Raw genomic sequence first — 20,203 nt, forward strand, 5'->3', positions numbered from 1 at the left:
TTGACGCAATGAATACCATGGAAGGTGTTAAAAAAGCAGCAGTTTTATTAATTTCGTTAGGGTCAGAAACCTCCTCTAAAATTATGAAATTATTGCCTGAAGATTTGATTCGTCAAGTGAGTTACGAAATTGCGAATACTGATATCGTACAACCAGAAGAGCGTGAACTTGTTCTGGAAGAACTTGTAGAAACATCTAGTGCGAGGCAATATGTAATCGATGGTGGGATCGATTACGCAAAAGATTTATTAAATCAAGCTTTAGGACCACAACGGGCAAAGGATGTCATCGATGTACTTACCCAAATCCAATTAAAAGAACGTCCGTTTAATATTATTAGGAAAGCTGACATTCAGCAATTAACCAACTTGTTGCTAAACGAACATCCGCAAACAGTGGCCTTACTTTTATGTTATATGCAACCAGAAAAATCAGCGACAATCTTATCCCAATTTCCAAATAAATTACAAGTCGAAATTGCTGAGAGAATTGGGATGATTTCTAATACTTCACCGATAATTATTAGACGTATTGAACAAGTAATCGAGAATAAATTCTCTAATTACGTAGAAAATAGTGCAGAAACTATTGGTGGTGTAAATGCATTAGTAGAAATTTTAAATTCAGCAAGCCGTGGTACAGAGAAAAATATTCTGAACGATTTAGAAAAACGCCAACCAGATCTATCAAACGAAGTCAAAGCCAGCTTATTCACTTTCGAAGATATTGTTGGTTTGGATCGTCTGGATGTTCAGAAAGTCTTGCGAGATGTGGATAACAACACATTAGTTTTAGCTTTGAAAGGCACAACCGATGACATTCGCGAATTTATCTACTCGAATTTATCCAGCCGAGCGGTGGAAAATATCAAAGAAGAAATTCAATTTATGGGACCTACTCGTTTATCTGCAGTTGAAGAAGCACAACAACAAGTGGTGGCAGTCATTCGTCATTTAGATGAGACAGGTGAGATTTATATTGGAAGAGGCGATCAAGATGCAGTGGTCAAATAATTCTTTGCTAAAAAGCGTGGAAATTGATAAAAGTACAGCTCCAAAATCAATAGTCACTCAGCTACCTGTAACTCCTTTGAAAAAAGAAGGAATAGTAGCCAATAAGAAACGATCAAAAATTGTAAATGAAAAACTTCATAAGGAACAAGTAATTATTGAATCCATGAAAGAAGAAATACTCGGCCAAGCCAATCAAACGGCTGAAACCTTAGTGGAAGAAGCCAGAGTGCAAGCGGAGCTTCTGAAACAGAATGCTATGCAAGAAATTGAAGAATTAAAAAAATTCGCTGAAGAAAAAGGCTATCAAGATGGACAGCAAGTAGGTCATTTGCAAGGTCTTGACCAAGCGAGAATCGAAGTTGAAGAAATCTTTCAACAAGCACGTGCTAGTTACGGAGAAGCAATTCAAACCAGCGAAGCATATCTCAAAGAGAAACGACATGAAATTGTTCGTTCTAGCATTGAAATCGCACAGGCTCTAATTCAGACTCAATTCGAAATGGATAAAAAGACAATTTTAGCAATTGTGGAACCAATTTTATTGAAGATGGAAAAACCAGAGCAACTAATTATTATACGTGCCAATCCAAGTCATTACGATGTACTAAGTGAAAAAATGGAGCAAAAGAAACAAGAGATACCAACCTTACGTTACTTAGTCTTAAAAGATGCAGCTAAAGGAATCCAGGATTTCAGTGTAGAATCTGATGAAATGCTCGCTACATTTGAACTTGAAGAAGAATTAGATCGTTTTTTAAATCAACTTTTAAAGGAATGAACACGTAATGGAACTGACTGTACCGATGGATCATTATTTAGAAAAAGCTAAAAAGCATACTTTCTTTTCTACTTTTGGAAAAGTCAGTGAAGTTGTTGGGCTAATCATCAAGGTAGAAGGCTTGGATGTGTTTGTTGGCGAAATTTGTGAAATTAACATTCGAAACAGTAACAAGATTGCTTTGTCAGAAGTGGTTGGATTCGTTAAACAAACCGTTTTATTAATGCCATTGGATGAATTGGAAGGTATTGGACCAGGATGTCTTGTTAAGGCAACTGGAAAAACGCTGACTGTAAAAGTAAATGATGGATTATTAGGGCATACACTTGATGGACTTGGGAGACCGATGGATGGCTTAGTCATTGAAGATGGAAATCCTGAGTATCAAGTGATTAATGATTCACCAGATCCTTTTAAACGTAGAGCAATCTCAGGGGTTATGAGTACTGGAGTTCGTGCAATTGATGGCTTGATGACAGTTGGCGAAGGTCAACGGATGGGGATTTTTGCCGGAAGTGGTGTTGGAAAAAGTACTTTACTAGGTATGATTGCTCGATACTGTGAAGCAGATGTCATTGTTATTGGTTTGATCGGTGAGCGTGGTCGAGAAGTCAAAGAATTTATAGAAAATGATTTAGGAATAGAGGGCTACAAAAAATCAGTAGTGGTTTGTGCAACCTCAGATGCTCCACCACTTGTTCGTTTAAAAGGCGCTCATGTGGCAACAGCTATTGCTGAATTTTTCCGAGATCAAGGCAAAAAAGTTGTGTTGATGATGGATTCGGTTACTCGTTTTGCGATGGCGCAAAGAGAAATTGGTTTGTCCATTGGCGAACCTCCAACGACTAAAGGATATACTCCTTCTGTATTTACTGCTTTACCTAAATTACTAGAGCGAAGCGGGATGTCAGATAAAGGTTCAATTACCGCATTTTATACTGTTCTAGTTGAAGGGGACGATATGAATGAGCCCATTGCGGATGCCGTTCGAGGAATTTTAGACGGACACATTTTACTTTCTCGTAAAATTGCTTCTCAAAATCATTATCCAGCAATAGATGTTCAAAATAGTTTAAGTCGTTTAATGAAGAGCTTAGTTGCTCCGGAACATCAAAAACATTCTGGAGAATTAAAAGAAAATATGGCTGCATATACTGAAGCTAAGGACTTAATTGATATCGGTGCTTATAAAAAAGGTAGTAATCCTCTGGTTGACTATGCTATTTCTTTACATCAACCAATTAATGATTTTTTACGACAACAAGTAGAAGAACCTTCTGATTATGAAATGACAGTCAGAAAACTACACGCATTGTTTAACGAAGTAGCGACAATCAGATAGCAAATGAGAGGGAGAGTTTAGTTGGCGAAGTTTAAGTTTTCATTAGAGAAAGTATTGGATTACCGATGGTTGAAGGAACAAGAAGCAAAACGAGAATACGCATCCGCTCAAAAAGCTCTGACTGAGCAAGAAGATATTTTCCAACAGATAAATCAAGAAAAAGAGAATTTGATGGAAGTGCGAGAGTCTACAATTAATCGTATGCAAGTTCAACAATGGTACTTACTAGATTTAAATCAACGCTTGATTGCGACAACAGAAGCGATTAAAGAGATGTCGCGTTATGTTGAGCAAGCATTATCTGTTTATATCGAGGCACAAAAAGAACGAAAAATCTTAGAAAAACTTTCTGAGAAACAATTAGCAGAATATCAAATCGAAATGAATCGCGAAGAGCAAAAAATGTTAGATGAAATGGCTAATCGTAAGCAAATAAGTTAAGAAATCAGAGAGAAAGGATACCGCTCATGGAAAAACTGCAACAAGTTATCGGAAAAAATGTTATCGGTTCAGGAAAACCAATCAGTATCATTGACGGATCTGCTTTTCAAAACTTTTTTCAACAGTTTCAATTAAAGAAAGCTGAGGGAATGGATTTGTCAGAAGAAATAGACATAAACCTAACAGAAGTAGTTGAACAAACAGAAGAGATGGGGAAAGAATCGGATGATACATCGGAAATCCTTGCACAACCGATTCATGAAGAACAACTAAAAGTGAATGCAGAAGAGACTCTAGAATCTACTCATCATGCGCAATTGTATCAGAATATGGGGCATTCGATTGTGCCATTGGAAAAAGAGCAAGAACTATCCGTATTTCTAGGAACCCCAGAAAATTTAGAACTAATAAGTGAAAAACAACGCAATATCAATATTTCACTTGAAACGGGACAAGAATTGACTATTTTGGATGAAGTTGATTCAGAATTTATAAAAATAATACAAACAAATGAGCATAAACGAGCTTTACCAGAAGAAGAGATTACTAATCTATCAGAGTTTGATACAGAGAAACTCACAGCACACTTCATTAATGGAAACATTCAAGTGAATCAAATAGAGATAGAAAATATGTCAGTTAACTCTTCAAAAACAAGCAACTTAGAAGTGGAAATTCGAGAAATTGATGATTTGAAAATGGTTTATAATCCTAAATTCGTTAATGAAAACACTCAAGAAATAGAGTTGTCCAGTGAAATGAAGACGGATTTTCAAGAGGTCATTTCAGAATCAATACCATCCTTAATAAATGCTTCAAAAGCGAGCGACCCAAAAAGAGAAGTTCATTCAGAAACTAGTATAGAAATAACCTCCTTGAAAGAACTGACGCAAAGCCAGTTTGAACAAGTGTTTTCTGAGAAAATGGCTGAGACTGAGTTTAGTAATCCAGTCAACGAAATACCGAAAATAGATACTACAATGTCCGAGATTCCAAATGAGTTCAAGAGTTCTGGAAAAATAGAGTCACTAAATTCAAACCAGAATCTAGTGGAAACTAAAATTCCTACAGCAACTAGTCAAGAAAATCCTCTGCCGTTAATTAAAGTGGATTTTCCAAAAGTAATTGCTGGAAATCAGCAAGCAATTGAGCAAGTGGTTGAAAAAGTAAATCAACCTATCTTAAAAGAATTAAAAACGATTGAGCGACCGGGAGAAAAAACAATTACTTTTGATTTAAGTCCAGGTGATCTTGGTAAAGTTCAAGTGAAAATGAAAGTTACACCAGATTCGGTTTCACTTGAGTTTACGGTTCAATCAGAACAAACAAAAAAAATGTTAGAAACCATGACAGCAAGTTTTGATAAAGTACTACAAAAACAAGAACAAATTTCAGCCTTTACCGTCACTCAAGTATCAGGTAATGAGTTAGCTGCAACAGGGGATGGACAAGCTGGTTTTTCACAGAATTTCCATCAACAAGGTTTGAAAGATCGTCAATCTCAACAAACAAGTCGCTATCGACAGCCAGTTCTTGATGAACAAGTTACAGAAAAAGAAGTTGAAAGTCGAATCAGTATTTTAGCATAGGAGGAAAACAATGCCCAATTCAATTGATGGATTAAATCCATATAATACGACTCTAAGTTCACAAAAAAATCGTCCATCAGATATTTCTATGGATGATTTCTTAAAGATTTTAGCTGCCTCTATGAGTAATCCAACCGTTATGGGTGGCGGTGAAGGTGGCGGCAGTGGAAATGCTGGAACAGACTATATTGGTCAATTTGTTCAATTTACTTCCTTGCAACAAATGCAAGAAATTGGTCAGAATCTAGACCAAAGTATTCGGATGTCTCAACAGCAACAAGCCTTTTCCATGCTCGGTCGTGAAGTAACCGTCAGAGCAGATGAAGATACCCAAGTGACAGGCAAGGTCGAGAAAGTTCGCTTTGTTGATGGTTATGCAACAATTGTAGTAAACGGTGAAGAATATTACATGAGTGGTATTCAAGAAATCGGCGAATAAAATAAAAAAACTAAAAACAATCAGGAATATCTAGGAGGAAATACAAAATGTTAAGATCACTTTACTCAGGCGTTAGTGGAATGAAAAATTTACAAACAAAAATGGATGTTATTTCAAATAATATTGCCAATGTTAATACGGTTGGTTTCAAATCAAGTCGTGTAATGTTCCAAGATATCATGAGTCAAACAACTGCACCTGCAACTGCTCCAACACCTAACGTGGGTGGGAAAAATCCTCGACAAATAGGTTTGGGTGTTCAAGTAGGTTCAATTGATACCGTTCATACAACAGGTGCACCACAAACGACAGGACGTGCCTTAGACTTTTACTTGACTGGTCCAGGTTACTTCATGGTAGAAGATGGTACAGAAAACGTAATGTTTACTCGTGACGGTGTATTCACTCGTGATTCAAACGGTGATATTGTCAATGGCGCTGGGATGAAAGTGAAAGGGATAAACCTTACTGACCCAATGTTAACAGGTGCTTTCCTTGATGACCCATCTGAATTAGCTACATTCCCACAAGATGAAACAGCATTAGAGGGCATTGAGGTACCATTAAGAGTAGATGATCCGAATAATACAGGTGAGTTTCTTAATTTTCAATCAATGGCAATTGATGAAAATGGTCTGGTAACGGCTAAATATGGTAACCAAGACTTTGTTTTAGGAAGAGTAGCGATTGCAACCTTTACAAACCCTGATGCTTTGGAAAAACTAGGTGGTAATAATTATGAAAGCACATTAAATACTGGTAATCCAATTATTGGTGCTGCTGGTGACAACGGAGCTGGTCAAATGATATCTGGCGCAATCGAAATGTCTAACGTTGATTTGGCGAATGAATTTACTGAGATGATTGTAGCAAGTCGTGCTTATCAAGCAAACTCAAGAAGTATTACGACTTCTGATGAAATGTTGCAAGAATTGATTAACTTGAAACGTTAACGATAGGGGAGAATAACTATGATTCTTATGACAGCTTTTAATGGTAGAACGTTTTATCTAAATCCTGATTTAATGTATCGAATTGAAGAAACACCCGACACAATGATTACTTTAGTCGATGGGAAAACATTGGTTGTAGCGGATTCTGCTGAAGTAGTCGTTCAACGAATCATAGAATACCGTCAAACAATTAGTTATCCCATTGTGGAAACTAAAGAAAAAATGTAGGGAGGGAGAGTTCTAGTGGAAAATAATCGAAAAAAGAAAGCTGAAAAAGAAAGTAAACCAAAAAAAGAAATTAATCTTGGCTTAATAATGCCTTTGATTTTATTGTTGGCTGTTGTGGGAAGTGTCATTGGCACAGTGATTACAAGCAAGTTTTTCTTGCAAGCTCCTGTCGTTCAAGTATCTGACAATGAATCAGGGAGTTCAGGCGTTCTAGAAGAAGATCAAGTAATTTTCCCGTTAGATGAATTTCTTGTTAATCTAGCAAAAACAGAAGATGCAAAACAACAATATATCCGTATTGAATTATCCTTGTTAATTGCTGAGAAAGAACAAGGTGAAGCGGAGAAAAATATTGCTCTAGTAAGAGACAGTATTATCAACATTTTACGTCAAAAACGAGCTGTTGATATCTTAGATACTGATGAAGGGTACAAACAATTAAAAGGTCAAGTCAAAGATTCAGTAAATGCAACTTATGGAAAAGAAGTTGTTTATGATGTTTTTGTCACAGAAATGGTCATTCAATAGCAGTAAGTAGTATAAGTAATACCCACGTTTCATATAAGAGTCGAATGTTTAACAGAGAATAAGGAGCAACTATGGAAATTGTATTTTTATTGATCAGAATGATTGTATTTTTAGTCGTGTTATTGTATGCCGCGAACCAATTATTAAAATATATGAACAATCGTAGCCAACAATTTGGAGATAAAAAGTTGCAAGTCCTTGAGCGAGTTGCGGTGAGTAAGTCTTCTGCGATCGGTATTGTCAAAATTTTAGATAAATACTATGTCATGAGTTTGGCTGAACAAACGAATGAGATTATGCGGGAATTAGAACCTGAAGAAGTTGAAAGATATTTAGCTTCACAATCCAAACCTGAGCTTGTTCCAAAGCAGTTCTCTCAATTTTTCCACGAAAAGAAAGAGCAATTGACAGGAAAGAGGAAAGAAACTGATGGTAAAGAATAAATTATGGCTTGGTTTGTCGAGTATACTAGGACTGTTGCTATTGTTTCCGACAAAAGTTTACGCTCTAGATACGGAACAAATTACAGATACAATTAATGGCTTATTATCTAATACTGGTTCTTCTGATACTACGTTAAATACGTTTATTATGATGACTTTGTTGTCAATTATTCCTGTTTTGTTAGTTATGACAACTTCTTTTACAAGAATTATCATGGTGTTGTCTTTTGTTCGGAATTCTCTAGGAACACAACAAAATCCACCGAATCAGGTATTGATTGGTTTAGCTTTATTTTTAACATTTTTCGTAATGCGTCCGGTGTATACGGATATTTATGATCAAGCAATACAACCTTTTCAAAATGAAGAAATCACACAACAAGAAGTCTTCGATCGTTCTGAAGTTCGTATCAAAGAATTTATGTATGAACAAACACGAGACAAGGATGTTGAGCTATTTGTTGATTTGGCAGACAGTCGAGGTGTTTATGAATCATATGAAGATTTACCAATTACGATTTTGACACCAGCATTTATTATTAGTGAATTAAGAATTGCTTTTAGCATAGGTTTTTTAATCTTTATTCCATTTTTAATTATTGATATGGCAGTTTCAAGTATTTTAATGTCAATGGGGATGTTCATGCTTTCACCGGTTATGATTTCACTTCCGTTTAAGATATTGCTATTTGTTTTAGTCGATGGATGGTATTTAGTAGTGGAATCACTGATGCGTAGTTTTTATTAGAAAGTAGGGGAAATGAATGTCCGTTCAATTGGTATTGGATGTGCTGGGAGAAGCCTTTATGAAAATTTTAGTTGTTGCTGGCCCAGTTGTTATTGTTGCAATGGTTGTGGGGCTATTAATTAGTATCTTCCAAGCAACCACACAAATTCAAGAACAAACATTAAGTTTTGTCCCAAAATTACTGGCCATTTTCTTAACGTTAATGATAGCGGGAAACTTTATGTTAAATACACTGTTACAGTTTACGCAATCGATTTTCCAGATTATCTCGTCAATGTGAGGAAAGAAAATGGCTGAAGTTCAAGTATTTCTTTTAGTTTTTATACGAATATTATCTTTTATGGCAATTTGTCCGGTATTCTCGCAACGAGGCGTACCACTAATGGTTAGAAGTATTCTAGCGGGTAGCTTAGTTTTAGGTTCATGGCAATTTGTGGAGGTAACCACAACCGTACAACCGATGTTTCTCTTTGGTTTAACGAGCATCAAAGAGGTATTACTAGGATTAGCCATGGGATATGTAAGTCAATTGGTTTTTACTGGTGTGGAGATGGCTGGACAGTTAGTAGACTTTCAGGTAGGTTTTTCAATGGCGCAAGCCTTTGATCCAGCTTTCGAGATTATGTCATCTCAGTATGGCAGAATGTACTACTGGATAACGCTTGCCTTGGTCTTTGTATTAGATTTACACCATCTTTTAATTGAAGGTGTGGTGGAATCTTTTCGTTTGATCCCTTTGGGTGTACTTTCAATGGATGGTCCAACTGTCGATGGAGTTGTGCAATTATTTTTAGGAACTTTTGAAATGGCCCTTAATTTAGCGGCACCTTTAGTCGTTTCTGTATTGGTGATTGATATTGTCTTAGGAATTGTTTCGAGAACAATTCCACAAATCAATGTCCTAATGTTAGGAATGCCAATCAAAACATTAACGAGTTTTGTTTTATTTTTATTATTAATTCCTAATGTAGTGAGTTATTTAGGTAAGAGGCTTCCAGAAGCCCTACTATTTTTACAGGAATTTATACAATCTTTAAGTGTGTGAGGTGAGGAAAAATGGGTAATGATGACAAGACAGAACAACCCACCCCCAAGCGTCTAAAAGACGCCCGTAAGCGTGGGGAAGTCGCAAAAAGTCAGGATATTTCCTCTTCCGTCTCCTTATTGATTTTTGCTGGAATGTTGGTTCCTTTATGGACGTTCATGATGAGCCAACTGTTGCCAAATTTAGTGGCATCTATTCAGAGAATTAATAACTATGAAAACTTATTGCAGGATTTACCTAAAATTGCGATGCAATCAATTTTTTTATTTTTATTAACTTGTCTCCCATTTTTTGTCATTGCAGTTTTTGTAGGCGTCGTTGGTAATTTTATCCAGGTCGGTGTGTTATTTTCTGGAAAAGCTATTAAACCAGATTTTAAAAAATTAAATCCGTTACAAGGCTTTAAAAATTTATTTGGCAAACAAGCCATGATGAATCTATTTAAAACTTTGATGAAATTTATCATTGTTATCTATATTTGTTTCAACAAGGTAAAAGAAGTTTTACCCATCTTATTAAATCTAAGTACAGCGGGCACGCAAAAGCATTTATATTTTTTATTGAATTTTATTAAGGATTTAGCTATCCAAATTGGCATTATTTTATTCGCCTTAGCAATCTTAGATTATTTTTTCCAAAGATACTCCCACATTAAAAAACTGAAAATGACGAAGCAAGAAGTCAAAGAAGAATTTAAACAAAACGAGGGAGATCCACAAGTAAAATCTCAACGTAAAGCAAAATATCAAGCGATGGTTCGTAATGCTATTTCTCAAGTGAAAGAAGCAACTGTTGTGATCACAAATCCAACACATTATGCGATTGCTTTACGTTATGACCCGATTAAAGATGAAGTACCGATTGTTTTAGCAAAAGGTGCGGATGAGTTGGCTCAACGTATGAAAGAAGAAGCGAAAGAACAAAAGGTACCGATGATTGAAAATAGACCCGTTGCTAGAGCTTTATACCCACAAGTTGAACCGGGACAAGCTATTCCTGTCGAATGGTACGAAGCGATAGCAGAAATTATAGCACTCGTGTACCAGATGGAAGAAGAGAACAAAAGAAAAGTATAAAAACTTTTAGAAAGTAGGAGAAGTCATGAACGAAGTAACAGCTGGGAAAAAAGGAAAGTCCCTTGGTTATGCGGATATAGTTATTTCCTTTTTAGTTGTCGGAATTATTGGATTAATTATTGTGCCACTTCCAGCAACCATTCTAGACTTTTTAATTATTGTTAACTTAACAATTGCGATCAATATTTTATTGATTACCTTGTTTACTAAAAGTGTTTTGGAGTTCTCTACTTTTCCCACCGTTCTTTTAGTGACGACGATGCTTAGATTAGGATTAAATTTATCCTCCACTCGATTGATTTTAACAAATGGAAATGCTGGAAATGTCATTGATGCCTTTGCCAATGTCGTAGCAGGAAATAATTATATTGTGGGTATTATTCTATTTATCATTATCACGATTGTACAAATCGTTGTAGTAACGAATGGATCCAGTCGTGTGTCCGAAGTTTCTGCACGTTTTACGTTAGATGCGATGCCAGGGAAACAAATGGCGATTGATTCTGACTTAAATGCTGGCTTGATTACAGAAGATCAAGCGAGAAAACGTCGAAAAGACTTACAACGAGAAGCCGATTTTTTCGGTTCCATGGATGGTGCGAGTAAGTTTGTTAAAGGGGATGCAATTGCAAGTATCATGATTACCCTAATCAATTTGATTGGTGGAGCAGTTATTTTCTCTGTGAATGGACAACTATCCATTGGGGAAGCTTTTTCACAATTTGGGAAATTATCCATTGGTGATGGTTTAGTTAGTTCGATTCCCTCTTTGTTAATTTCAGTAGCTTCAGGGGTTATGGTTACACGTTCAGATAGTTCTCAGTCCTTCGGTGTTGATTTAGCTGGAGACTTCACACGAAATCCATCCTTGTTTAGAATTATTGGAGCCATTTTATTTGTTTTAGGAATTGTACCAGGTTTTCCTTTCCTACCATTTGCAATTATGGGTGTGGCGATGTTTGGCTTTAGTATGTTGATTAAACAACAAGAAGAAAAAGCTATTATTGAAGAGAAAAAGCAAGCGCAAACGCTAGCCTTACAACGCAAAAAAGAACAGCAAGAAGAAGAGGAATCTGTATCTGCCTTTCAAGTGGAACCAATCTCTATTGAAATTGGGTATGCATTAATTCCGATGGTCGACAGTTCTGTTGATAATAGTCTGATGAATCGAATTGTCGCTATTCGAAAACAAAGTGCCCATGAACTTGGGATTCTAGTTAATCCCGTGAGAATTCGGGACAATTTATATTTAGAACCAAACAATTATTCAATCAAGATTCGTGGAAATGAAGTAGGAAGTGGGGACATTTATCCAAACAAGTTTATGATCATCAGTCAAGGTGACGAATTTCCATTTAATGGTCAGTTAACCAAAGAACCAGCGTTTAACTTAGATGCAATGTGGATTGACGAGAAAGATAAAGATGCCGCTGATTTACAAGGCTTCACAGTAATTGAACCTTTGACAGTTATTGCAACACATCTAAAAGAAATTATTTATGGTCATGCTTCCGAATTGTTAGGTCGTCAAGAAGTGAAAAAATTATTGGAAGGAATTAAAGATCAATACAACGTAGTAATCGATGAGTTGATTCCCGACATTATGCGCTTAGGGGAAGTTCAAAAGGTTTTACAAAATTTATTGGATGAACAAATTCCAATCAATGATTTAGCGTCAATTTTGGAAACATTAGCTGATTATGGCTTAGTTACCAAAGATATTGAGATGCTGACCGAGTATGTTCGTCAATCTTTAAAACGTACGATTTCTGCTAAATATGCAGATAATAATCATTCAATTAATGTGATTGTGGTTCATCCAAAAGTAGAAGATATTATTCTACAAAGTATTCAAAAAACGGCAACTGGATCTTATCCAGTCTTAAAACCTGATACAGTCAATCAAATTTTAGAAACACTAGGAAATGTTCACCAACATTTGATGTTAGAAAACGTCCCTCATGTGGTGTTAGCTTCGCCAAAAATTCGCTTGGCATTTAGAAAATTAATTTCCTTTAATTTCCCTGATGTAGCAGTCTTGTCGTTAAATGAAATTCCTAATGAAATGATGATTGAAACGGTTGGTAACTTAGAAATATAGTGAACGAAAGGGGTGTTAGGGATGTATTCAGTAAGCAGAGAAGATGAGATTATTAAATACTTACCCTTAGTCGAACGAGTGGTTAACCGCATTGGTATTAAAAGCCAAGAATATGAAAGTGGCGACTTATTTAATATTGGCGTCATAGGTTTAATGGATGCGATCCATAAGTTTGATGCTTCCAAAAAAGTTCCTTTTGAAAGTTATGCAGCCATTCGTATTCGTGGAGCAATTATTGATGAAGTGCGAAAAAATTCCAAACTTTCTCGTTATAAAATGGCTCACGTTAATGCCTATTACAAAGCGAAACAAGAATTAGAGCAATCACTCAAACGAGAAGCTACAGATAATGAAATTTGTTCTGAAATGAATATCACAACCACACAACTAGCTGATATTTTTAATAGTATTCATTATTTAGCCAGCATCTCTTTAGAAGATACTTTATATAGTCAAGAAGATGATGGAATTGAATTAAAAGAGACCATTCGTGATGCATCAGTAAAATCAGCCGATGACTTATTATTGGATGAAGAACATAAAGGAGCATTACAAAACAGTATTGAACAACTAACAGAAAGAGAACAAATTCTGTTAAGCCTTTATTATAAAGAAGAATTAACACTAAGAGAGATTGCCGAAGTGCTGGAAGTATCCATTGCTCGGGTTTCTCAAATACATGGAAAAACAATTGCTAAGTTGAAGAAGTTGATTGAGGAGGAAATGGCATGATTCGCGCATTTGATACATTAACAAAAAACTTTAATATTTTACAAAAGCGTCAAGAAAATATCAGTAGTAACATGAGTAATGTACAAACAACAGGCTTTCAAGCAAAAAGATTATTTCAACAGACATTGAATGAAGTGGAAGTACATAACTACCAAAGTGGTACCAGACTCAATCAACGTAATGATATAGGAACAATAACTTTTGGTAATGAACTTTCGGGAGCAGCGTTAAATACAGAAAAAGGAGCGTTTGAAGAAACAAGTCGTCCAACTGACTTTGCGATTGGTGCAGAGGGGTATTTTGCGGTCTTATTACCAAACGGAGAAACAGCCTATACTAGAAACGGAAATTTTATAATCAATGACCAAAATCAGTATGTAACGCAAGAAGGATTTCTTGTTTTAAGTCAGGGTGATCAGCCAACTGCGGCTGGATTTAATCCGAACTTTAGAGTAGTCGCTTTTGCTAATCCAGAAAATATGGTGAGTGAAGGGGATACTTATTACCAAACCAATGATGCAGAACAAATTCTTGACGAACCAAGAATTTATCAAGGTTATTTAGAAAAAGCTAACGTAACAGTTGCTGATGAGATGGTAGCAATGATTCAAACATCAAGAGAATTCGAAGCCAATCAACGAGTATTGAGTACAACGAATGAAACATTGAGAAAAGCAGTTAATGAATTAGGTCGATTTTAAGTAACCAGTGAATAAATTTAGTTATCATTCACAGTTATCTTTTTAATCTATTTACTACACTACGAAAGCTACTTTTGTCGATTGTGGACCAACTGAATCTTATAGTCTCCATTCAGTGAAGCGTTAAGTTTGCTGTGAATAGTAACTAAAGTTTGACCAAAAAGAAGAGTAAGGGGAGCACAAATGAATTTAAATAGTTTGTTAAATGTTAGCCGTTCTGGAATTAATGGTTTACAAAAACATATGGATGTCACTTCAAATAATATTGCGAATGTGAACACAACGGGATATAAAGAAAAACAAATCAGTTTTCGCGAATTATTAAATAACCCAACAACTGCTGAAGAAGTTGATTTTCCTGAGAATACACAAAATCTTGGTTTTAACCGTGGTGTTACTATCGAAGAACAGGGTGTGAATTTTTCTCAAGGTAGTTTTACTGATACACAGTCAGCTTATGATTTTGCGATTGAAGGTGCAGGATTTTTTGGTGTTAGAGAAGCAAGTGGTGAATTATTATTAACTCGTGAAGGAAACTTCGGTAGAGATGTTTTAGGACAACTAGTTAATCAACGAGGCCAAGTAGTTGAAATGGCAACGACAGTTCCGTATCAAGAGTGGCCAGAAGGAACGCCAAGTGTTGATTCTTATGGGAATGTATCGATTGTTAATGGTGATAATAATTATCCGGTGGGACAAATTTTATTATTCATGCCAGAAAACTCAGATGATTTGGTTGCAGATGGAAGTAATCTATTCAGAGTGGCAAATGAAGCTAATCTACAAACTTCTTTGACTAATCCAAATGCTTTTGGCAATATTCGACAAGCTAGTTTGGAAAACTCTAACGTTGATTTAGCTAAGTCGATGACAGATATGATTGCTACGCAAAGAGCATATACCCTAAATACAAGAGTGTTGCAAAGTACAGATGACATGTTAAGTACGGTGAATCGATTTACTGAATAAAAGGTGAAGACATGATAAAAGTTGAGAAGGCCAATAAAAAGTATAAACAAAAAGATAAATTGGCGATTAATGATATCTCATTTCAAATAGATCAAGGAGAGTTTGTTTATCTGGTCGGTCCCAATGGATCAGGTAAAACAACTCTCTTAAAGATATTATCAAAAGAAATTATACTCACAAGTGGTTCTGTCCAAGTAGATAATATTTTGGTGAATAAAATCCGTTCCGATGCTCTCTATTTGTTACGTCGAAAATTAGGAATTGTACATCAAGAAGATATATTTTTACCACAACAAACGGTTTTGCAAAATATTTTGTTTGCTTTGCAAGTTGTCCGTCACCCATCTCTTGATTTAGTAGCTTTAGCAAAAGAAGCATTAGAAAAGGTGAATATGTGGGGCTATCAGCAAATGATGATTGAAGATTTGTCTATCGGACAAAGAAAAAAAGTTGCTATTGCTCGAGCTTTAGTGAACGATCCCTTATTACTTATAGCGGATGAACCAACCGCCAACCTTGACGTCAAATCAGCAGTGGAAATGATGAAAATTTTCCTGCGAATTAATGATAGTGGAACGACAATATTAATTGCTACCCACGATAGTACGATGGTCAACTCTATCCGTAAACGAGTTTTGGAGCTTTCAGATGGAAAATTGGTTCGTGATCAAAAGTCAGGTGGTTATACGCGATTTTCTGATCCAAAAGATGTGTATGTTTGGTAAATGCTTACTTTAATTTTCGTCAAAATATCCGATAGAGATGCTAGGACTATCATTTTTGGCGAAAGGGAGGGACTAGCAAGCGTCAGAGATAGGATCTAAGAGTAGACAAATATATTGTAGTTGAAGAAAGGGTAGACAAATGAAGAAGAAAATTAAAACGTTTTTCTCAAGTATTCCATTGAGTGGAATCATCGCATTGATTAGTACTGTGCTTGTGTTGTTTGCAGGATATTTTTTCGTAGTAAGACCTAACGGAAATGTTGAAATGATTCAATCTTATACACTATTTTCGATTATTGCCATTCTAATTTTTGGCACTATCGCGATTGCGTATACATTATTTGCTAACAAGAAAAGAAACCAAGGCTTTGAGCAATTAGCAACACAATTAGAATATGTTCGAGAAGGAGACTTTCAACATATCGAAGAAGCTGAAATCAAGAGTAAGTCACCAGTTGTTGCGATAGTTGTCGATTTATTCAGAAGTATTGCTAATACGTTTAAAGCATTAATCTTAGGGATGAAAGATGAAAGTGGTCGCATGACGAATATGGCGGCACAATTAGACGAAACATCTAGAGACATTCAACAATCAGTCGTAAATATTCAAGAAAATATGGAACAGATTGCAAATTCATCCATCTCTCAAGCAACAGACGCAGAACAAACCGTGCAAGAGACAGAAGAATTAGCTAATGATATTGAAGCAATTAATCAAGATATCAATCAAATTGGTACTTACATTGATCAAGCACAAAAAAGCAATATTGCGAATGCTGAAATGATGTTCAAAGTTTTTGAATATTGGGAAATAGAACGTATGGATCAATCTCGTCTAGTAAATGAAATGAAAGAAATGGACACAGATATCCAAAGTATTGGTCAAATCGTCCAATTAATTAATGATATTTCAGAGCAAACTAACTTGTTAGCTTTGAATGCTTCGATTGAAGCTGCACGTGCGGGTGAAGCTGGTCGTGGTTTTGCGATTGTTGCAGAAGAAGTACGGACATTAGCAGAGCAAAGTAACCAATCAACAAAAAATATTCGTAACATTATGACGAGCATTCGTAGCAAGTCAGAAAATATGGTAAAAGCTGTGTCTACTTCTTATGAAAATGGTGAAAGACAAACAGAAACACTGAACAAAGCGATTGAATCAGCAAATGAAATCACTGATGTAGTCGATCAATTTATTAACAGTGTTCAATCAGTAGAAGAACATATCAAAAATATTGTAGTTAAAAAAGACTTGGTGCAACGTTCAGTCAACAATATTTCTGCTTCGATCACATCTACCTCAGCAAGTACTCAAGAAGTAAGTTCAAATTTGGAAAATGTATCTTTAGTGATCGAGAATTTGGAAAAAGAAGTCCAAGAGATTGCCAATACAGCGATGATTTTGAGTTTCCAAGTAGAGCAATTTAAGCTGTAAACGAAAAAATATATAAAGGAAGAGTGTAGACATGGAACAATATGTCGTTTTTAAAAGTCATCAACAACTTTTTGCCATTCGTGTCAAAGACGTTGATCGTGTGATTGAAGCCAATCGTTTCATCGCCCTCCCCGAAGTCGCTGATTTTATTTTAGGTGTATATGAATATCATGAAAATATGTTGCCAATCGTAGACATTAGAAAAAAATTATTCGGACAATTTTCGAATCAAGAAGATGAGAGTAAAGTTATTCTTTGTCGTTGGCAAGATCATTTACAAGGATTGTATGTCGAGGATATCATTGGTATTTCATACATGGAAGAAACAAGTTACGAACAAGATTTAGTCAAATCCCTACTAAAAAATAGCTACATTGAAAAGTTTCTTAAACTAGAAGATGAAGTCGTCATGTTATTGGAACTTGAATATCTATTCAACAATGAGCAAAGCAAAGAAGCTTTTTTAGAGATAGAGCAGCTAATCGAGGCTGATTCTGAGGAACAAGAAGATGTCGCAGACTGATATCCGTGTAGGAATTTCGGATTATAAAGTCGGGCAAGCGCCAGATAAATTAATCACAGTGGGATTGGGTTCATGCATCGGAACGATCATCTATGATGAAAAAACAAAAGTTGGTGGTTTAAGCCACATTATGTTACCTGACAGTCAAATGTTTGCGGGGAAACAAGATATTAAGGTAGCGAAATTTGCAGATTTAGCTTTACCAGAAATGGTAGAAGAGTTAAAAAAGCAAATACCTGTTCCAAGATTGAAGGCCAAAATCGTTGGTGGAGCAAGCATGTTTGAATTTAATGCCAATGCCTCAACAGGTATTGGTCAGAGAAACATTGAAGCAGTTGAAAAAGTATTAGCCGATTTGCGTATTCAAATTGTTGGAAGACACGTCGGAGGTAATATGGGGCGAACAATGATTGTTGATTTGACAGATTTTTCAACAATGGTTCGCATTGTAAATAAGGAAGTTGTCTATATTTAAAGCAAGTTTAATCTGTTACAACAAGTCTAATGAAAAAAGTTTCTACATATTAGTGATGTAGAATGAAGGAGTAGAAAATGAATATATTGGTTGTAGATGATTCGGCATTCATGAGAAAAATTGTTACCGACTTATTGGAAAAAATGCCAAATATTCGTGTAACCAACACTGCTAGAAACGGTCAACAGGCACTAGATATTTTGAAGAAACGAGAACCATTAGACTTGGTATTGTTAGATGTTGAAATGCCGATATTGAATGGTTTGAGCACGCTAAAAGAGATTAAGCAACACTATGATGTACCAGTAGTGATGTTAAGTGCCTTATCCAATAAAGAAGTGACTATCGAGGCTCTAGCACTAGGGGCAGCGGATTTTGTTGAGAAACCGACAAATATTAAAGAAATAGAGAATGAATGGGTCAGAGATTTTCATGCTAAAATAAAATCCATTCACAGTCAAAAAAAACCAGTTACTAAGCAAGAACGCAAAGAAATTAGTCAACCAAATCTCAAAATAAGCGAAAGAAAAATACCAGATAAAATCCAAGCGGTTGTTGTAGGGGCTTCAACCGGTGGACCAAAAGCACTATTACAGTTAAGTAAGAGCTTATCTTCAACACTTAAGGTTCCTATTTTTATTGTACAGCATATGCCAAAGGGGTTTACGACTTCCTTTGCCCATCGTTTAAATGATGAATGTGCGGTACCAGTAAAAGAAGCAACGGATGGAATGTTAGTAGAAAATTGTGTTTACTTATGTCCTGGGGATTACCATATGACCATAAAACAAGGTCGAATTGCATTGAACCAAGAAGCAAAAGTACATGGGACACGTCCTGCAGTGGATTATCTGTTTAAATCAGCAGCTTCCACTTATCGTGAAGGATTAATTGGTGTACTTTTGACTGGTATGGGCAAAGATGGTGCTTTAGGGATGGGAGAAATCCAACGTCTTGGAGGATACACAATTGCCCAAGATAAGGAAACCAGTGTTGTTTTCGGAATGCCGAGACAAGCAATTTTAGCTGGTGCTGTTAATGAAGTGTTGAGCTTAGAAGAAATTGCAAATAAAGTCAAACAAATGGTTAGGTGAAAAAGATGCAATTAAATTTTGATTTTTTTAATAAGTGGGTTGAACAAAAGTTAGGAATTCAATTAGCTGCATATAAAGAAAAACAAATGCAACGAAGAATTGCTAACATTATGGAATCTAGAGGAGCGAGTACTCTAGAAGAATATGCTAAGTTGTTGGAGAAAGATCCAATTGCTAAGCAGGAATTTTTAGAACATATCACTATTAATGTAACTGAATTTTATCGAAATCGAGAATTATTTGACATTTTTGAAAAGAATTTACTTCAATTAAATCAGACGTTTCCAAGAATGAAAATTTGGAGTGCGGCTTGCTCAATTGGAGCGGAACCCTATACCTTGGCAATGATTCTTCAAAAAAATAGAATGACAAGTAAAATTATTGCAACGGATATTGATCAAAAGATTTTACAACGAGCAAAACAGGGGATTTACAAATCTAGCGAGATTAAAAATATTCCAACTTTTGAAAAAAAAGAATATTTTGAAGAAGTTGCAACTGATGAGTTTCATCTAAAGGAACTAATTAAGCGTCAAGTGATGTTTAAAAAACATGATTTACTGAAAGATCGTTATGAAGATAAATGTCATGTCATTGTTTGTCGAAATGTAACGATATATTTCAAAAATGAAGCACGGGATGATGTTTATCGTAAATTTAGTGAATCCTTAGTACCAGGAGGCATTCTTTTCACTGGAGCAACAGAGACAATTAATTTTTCGGAAAAATTTGGTTTGAAAAAAATTGATTCATTTATTTATCAAAAAGTTTAAACGCAACAGTTTTTGTATGCAAGAGTTTTGATGAAATGAATACTTTGGAAGA

The 20,203-nt window shown here is 35.6% G+C and carries 24 protein-coding genes; all 24 read left to right on the plus strand.

Annotation, left to right across the window (positions count from 1 at the left end):
* Positions 1-8 precede the first annotated feature (8 nt).
* The 24 genes from fliG (at position 9) to AC4BBX_RS11715 (ending at position 20,151) form a co-directional block, all read left to right on the plus strand.
* Positions 9-1,013, plus strand: coding sequence for a flagellar motor switch protein FliG (fliG, locus tag AC4BBX_RS11600; RefSeq protein ID WP_490453979.1), 1,005 nt, complete (start codon positions 9-11; stop codon positions 1,011-1,013).
* The gene (locus AC4BBX_RS11605; protein WP_490453980.1) at positions 997-1,791 is read left to right on the plus strand and encodes a FliH/SctL family protein; all 795 of its coding nucleotides are present in this window, start codon (positions 997-999) and stop codon (positions 1,789-1,791) included. Before fliG ends, AC4BBX_RS11605 begins: the two co-directional genes overlap by 17 nt.
* Positions 1,792-1,798: 7 nt before the next feature.
* Positions 1,799-3,133: a flagellar protein export ATPase FliI gene (gene fliI / locus AC4BBX_RS11610; RefSeq protein ID WP_490453981.1), complete on the plus strand. Its 1,335-nt coding sequence runs from the start codon at positions 1,799-1,801 to the stop codon at positions 3,131-3,133.
* Positions 3,134-3,154: 21 nt separating this feature from the next.
* On the plus strand, positions 3,155-3,574 hold the full coding sequence (gene fliJ, locus AC4BBX_RS11615) for a flagellar export protein FliJ (protein ID WP_490453982.1): 420 nt from the start codon (positions 3,155-3,157) through the stop codon (positions 3,572-3,574).
* 26 nt (positions 3,575-3,600) lie between these two features.
* The gene (locus AC4BBX_RS11620) at positions 3,601-5,163 is read left to right on the plus strand and encodes a flagellar hook-length control protein FliK (protein WP_490453983.1); all 1,563 of its coding nucleotides are present in this window, start codon (positions 3,601-3,603) and stop codon (positions 5,161-5,163) included.
* A 10-nt stretch (positions 5,164-5,173) separates the two neighbouring features.
* Positions 5,174-5,602, plus strand: coding sequence for a flagellar basal body rod modification protein (locus AC4BBX_RS11625; protein ID WP_490453984.1), 429 nt, complete (start codon positions 5,174-5,176; stop codon positions 5,600-5,602).
* 47 nt (positions 5,603-5,649) lie between these two features.
* A complete protein-coding gene (locus tag AC4BBX_RS11630; protein WP_490453985.1) occupies positions 5,650-6,555 on the plus strand; it encodes a flagellar hook-basal body complex protein in 906 nt (301 codons plus the stop codon).
* 18 nt (positions 6,556-6,573) lie between these two features.
* On the plus strand, positions 6,574-6,783 hold the full coding sequence (locus AC4BBX_RS11635; protein ID WP_490453986.1) for a flagellar FlbD family protein: 210 nt from the start codon (positions 6,574-6,576) through the stop codon (positions 6,781-6,783).
* A gap of 15 nt (positions 6,784-6,798) precedes the next feature.
* Complete coding sequence (locus tag AC4BBX_RS11640) at positions 6,799-7,311, plus strand: flagellar basal body-associated FliL family protein (protein WP_490453987.1); 513 nt, start codon at positions 6,799-6,801, stop codon at positions 7,309-7,311.
* Between the two features lie 71 nt (positions 7,312-7,382).
* Positions 7,383-7,754: a flagellar biosynthetic protein FliO gene (locus AC4BBX_RS11645; protein ID WP_490453988.1), complete on the plus strand. Its 372-nt coding sequence runs from the start codon at positions 7,383-7,385 to the stop codon at positions 7,752-7,754.
* Positions 7,741-8,502, plus strand: a complete 762-nt coding sequence (gene fliP, locus AC4BBX_RS11650; protein ID WP_490453989.1) for a flagellar type III secretion system pore protein FliP — start codon at positions 7,741-7,743, stop codon at positions 8,500-8,502. Before AC4BBX_RS11645 ends, fliP begins: the two co-directional genes overlap by 14 nt.
* A 16-nt stretch (positions 8,503-8,518) precedes the next feature.
* Positions 8,519-8,782: a flagellar biosynthesis protein FliQ gene (fliQ, locus tag AC4BBX_RS11655; RefSeq protein ID WP_490453990.1), complete on the plus strand. Its 264-nt coding sequence runs from the start codon at positions 8,519-8,521 to the stop codon at positions 8,780-8,782.
* Positions 8,783-8,791: 9 nt separating this feature from the next.
* On the plus strand, positions 8,792-9,547 hold the full coding sequence (gene fliR / locus AC4BBX_RS11660) for a flagellar biosynthetic protein FliR (protein WP_490453991.1): 756 nt from the start codon (positions 8,792-8,794) through the stop codon (positions 9,545-9,547).
* 11 nt (positions 9,548-9,558) lie between these two features.
* Complete coding sequence (flhB, locus tag AC4BBX_RS11665) at positions 9,559-10,623, plus strand: flagellar biosynthesis protein FlhB (RefSeq protein WP_490453992.1); 1,065 nt, start codon at positions 9,559-9,561, stop codon at positions 10,621-10,623.
* A gap of 25 nt (positions 10,624-10,648) precedes the next feature.
* The gene (gene flhA / locus AC4BBX_RS11670; RefSeq protein ID WP_490453993.1) at positions 10,649-12,724 is read left to right on the plus strand and encodes a flagellar biosynthesis protein FlhA; all 2,076 of its coding nucleotides are present in this window, start codon (positions 10,649-10,651) and stop codon (positions 12,722-12,724) included.
* A 21-nt stretch (positions 12,725-12,745) separates the two neighbouring features.
* The gene (locus AC4BBX_RS11675) at positions 12,746-13,456 is read left to right on the plus strand and encodes a sigma-70 family RNA polymerase sigma factor (RefSeq protein ID WP_490453994.1); all 711 of its coding nucleotides are present in this window, start codon (positions 12,746-12,748) and stop codon (positions 13,454-13,456) included.
* Positions 13,453-14,157 carry a flagellar hook-basal body protein gene (locus AC4BBX_RS11680; protein WP_490453995.1) on the plus strand — a complete coding sequence of 235 codons (705 nt, stop codon included), beginning with the start codon at positions 13,453-13,455 and terminating at the stop codon, positions 14,155-14,157. The genes AC4BBX_RS11675 and AC4BBX_RS11680 overlap by 4 nt, the downstream gene beginning before the upstream one ends.
* Before the next feature lie 183 nt (positions 14,158-14,340).
* A complete protein-coding gene (locus AC4BBX_RS11685; protein WP_490453996.1) occupies positions 14,341-15,126 on the plus strand; it encodes a flagellar hook-basal body protein in 786 nt (261 codons plus the stop codon).
* A gap of 11 nt (positions 15,127-15,137) precedes the next feature.
* Positions 15,138-15,851, plus strand: coding sequence for a cell division ATP-binding protein FtsE (locus AC4BBX_RS11690; protein ID WP_490453997.1), 714 nt, complete (start codon positions 15,138-15,140; stop codon positions 15,849-15,851).
* Between the two features lie 139 nt (positions 15,852-15,990).
* Positions 15,991-17,286, plus strand: a complete 1,296-nt coding sequence (locus tag AC4BBX_RS11695) for a methyl-accepting chemotaxis protein (RefSeq protein WP_490453998.1) — start codon at positions 15,991-15,993, stop codon at positions 17,284-17,286.
* 31 nt (positions 17,287-17,317) lie between these two features.
* Positions 17,318-17,809, plus strand: a complete 492-nt coding sequence (locus AC4BBX_RS11700; RefSeq protein WP_490453999.1) for a chemotaxis protein CheW — start codon at positions 17,318-17,320, stop codon at positions 17,807-17,809.
* Entirely contained in the window at positions 17,796-18,284 is a 489-nt protein-coding gene (locus AC4BBX_RS11705) for a chemotaxis protein CheD (protein WP_490454000.1), read from the plus strand. The genes AC4BBX_RS11700 and AC4BBX_RS11705 overlap by 14 nt, the downstream gene beginning before the upstream one ends.
* A gap of 77 nt (positions 18,285-18,361) precedes the next feature.
* Positions 18,362-19,378, plus strand: a complete 1,017-nt coding sequence (cheB, locus tag AC4BBX_RS11710; RefSeq protein WP_490454001.1) for a chemotaxis-specific protein-glutamate methyltransferase CheB — start codon at positions 18,362-18,364, stop codon at positions 19,376-19,378.
* Between the two features lie 5 nt (positions 19,379-19,383).
* The gene (locus AC4BBX_RS11715; RefSeq protein WP_490454002.1) at positions 19,384-20,151 is read left to right on the plus strand and encodes a CheR family methyltransferase; all 768 of its coding nucleotides are present in this window, start codon (positions 19,384-19,386) and stop codon (positions 20,149-20,151) included.
* Positions 20,152-20,203 lie beyond the last annotated feature (52 nt).

This window comes from Enterococcus sp. AMC1157 (assembly GCF_058216555.1).

Excerpts from the sequence above, each read along its gene's own strand:
- fliG (WP_490453979.1), top strand. The coding sequence starts at position 9 with ATGAATACCATGGAAGGTGTTAAAAAAGCAGCAGTTTTATTAATTTCG.
- AC4BBX_RS11605 (WP_490453980.1), top strand. The coding sequence starts at position 997 with ATGCAGTGGTCAAATAATTCTTTGCTAAAAAGCGTGGAAATTGATAAA.
- fliI (WP_490453981.1), top strand. The coding sequence starts at position 1,799 with ATGGAACTGACTGTACCGATGGATCATTATTTAGAAAAAGCTAAAAAG.
- AC4BBX_RS11620 (WP_490453983.1), top strand. The coding sequence starts at position 3,601 with ATGGAAAAACTGCAACAAGTTATCGGAAAAAATGTTATCGGTTCAGGA.
- AC4BBX_RS11625 (WP_490453984.1), top strand. The coding sequence starts at position 5,174 with ATGCCCAATTCAATTGATGGATTAAATCCATATAATACGACTCTAAGT.
- AC4BBX_RS11630 (WP_490453985.1), top strand. The coding sequence starts at position 5,650 with ATGTTAAGATCACTTTACTCAGGCGTTAGTGGAATGAAAAATTTACAA.
- AC4BBX_RS11635 (WP_490453986.1), top strand. The coding sequence starts at position 6,574 with ATGATTCTTATGACAGCTTTTAATGGTAGAACGTTTTATCTAAATCCT.
- AC4BBX_RS11645 (WP_490453988.1), top strand. The coding sequence starts at position 7,383 with ATGGAAATTGTATTTTTATTGATCAGAATGATTGTATTTTTAGTCGTG.
- fliP (WP_490453989.1), top strand. The coding sequence starts at position 7,741 with ATGGTAAAGAATAAATTATGGCTTGGTTTGTCGAGTATACTAGGACTG.
- fliQ (WP_490453990.1), top strand. The coding sequence starts at position 8,519 with ATGTCCGTTCAATTGGTATTGGATGTGCTGGGAGAAGCCTTTATGAAA.
- fliR (WP_490453991.1), top strand. The coding sequence starts at position 8,792 with ATGGCTGAAGTTCAAGTATTTCTTTTAGTTTTTATACGAATATTATCT.
- flhB (WP_490453992.1), top strand. The coding sequence starts at position 9,559 with ATGGGTAATGATGACAAGACAGAACAACCCACCCCCAAGCGTCTAAAA.
- flhA (WP_490453993.1), top strand. The coding sequence starts at position 10,649 with ATGAACGAAGTAACAGCTGGGAAAAAAGGAAAGTCCCTTGGTTATGCG.
- AC4BBX_RS11675 (WP_490453994.1), top strand. The coding sequence starts at position 12,746 with ATGTATTCAGTAAGCAGAGAAGATGAGATTATTAAATACTTACCCTTA.
- AC4BBX_RS11680 (WP_490453995.1), top strand. The coding sequence starts at position 13,453 with ATGATTCGCGCATTTGATACATTAACAAAAAACTTTAATATTTTACAA.
- AC4BBX_RS11685 (WP_490453996.1), top strand. The coding sequence starts at position 14,341 with ATGAATTTAAATAGTTTGTTAAATGTTAGCCGTTCTGGAATTAATGGT.
- AC4BBX_RS11690 (WP_490453997.1), top strand. The coding sequence starts at position 15,138 with ATGATAAAAGTTGAGAAGGCCAATAAAAAGTATAAACAAAAAGATAAA.
- AC4BBX_RS11695 (WP_490453998.1), top strand. The coding sequence starts at position 15,991 with ATGAAGAAGAAAATTAAAACGTTTTTCTCAAGTATTCCATTGAGTGGA.
- AC4BBX_RS11700 (WP_490453999.1), top strand. The coding sequence starts at position 17,318 with ATGGAACAATATGTCGTTTTTAAAAGTCATCAACAACTTTTTGCCATT.
- AC4BBX_RS11705 (WP_490454000.1), top strand. The coding sequence starts at position 17,796 with ATGTCGCAGACTGATATCCGTGTAGGAATTTCGGATTATAAAGTCGGG.
- cheB (WP_490454001.1), top strand. The coding sequence starts at position 18,362 with ATGAATATATTGGTTGTAGATGATTCGGCATTCATGAGAAAAATTGTT.
- AC4BBX_RS11715 (WP_490454002.1), top strand. The coding sequence starts at position 19,384 with ATGCAATTAAATTTTGATTTTTTTAATAAGTGGGTTGAACAAAAGTTA.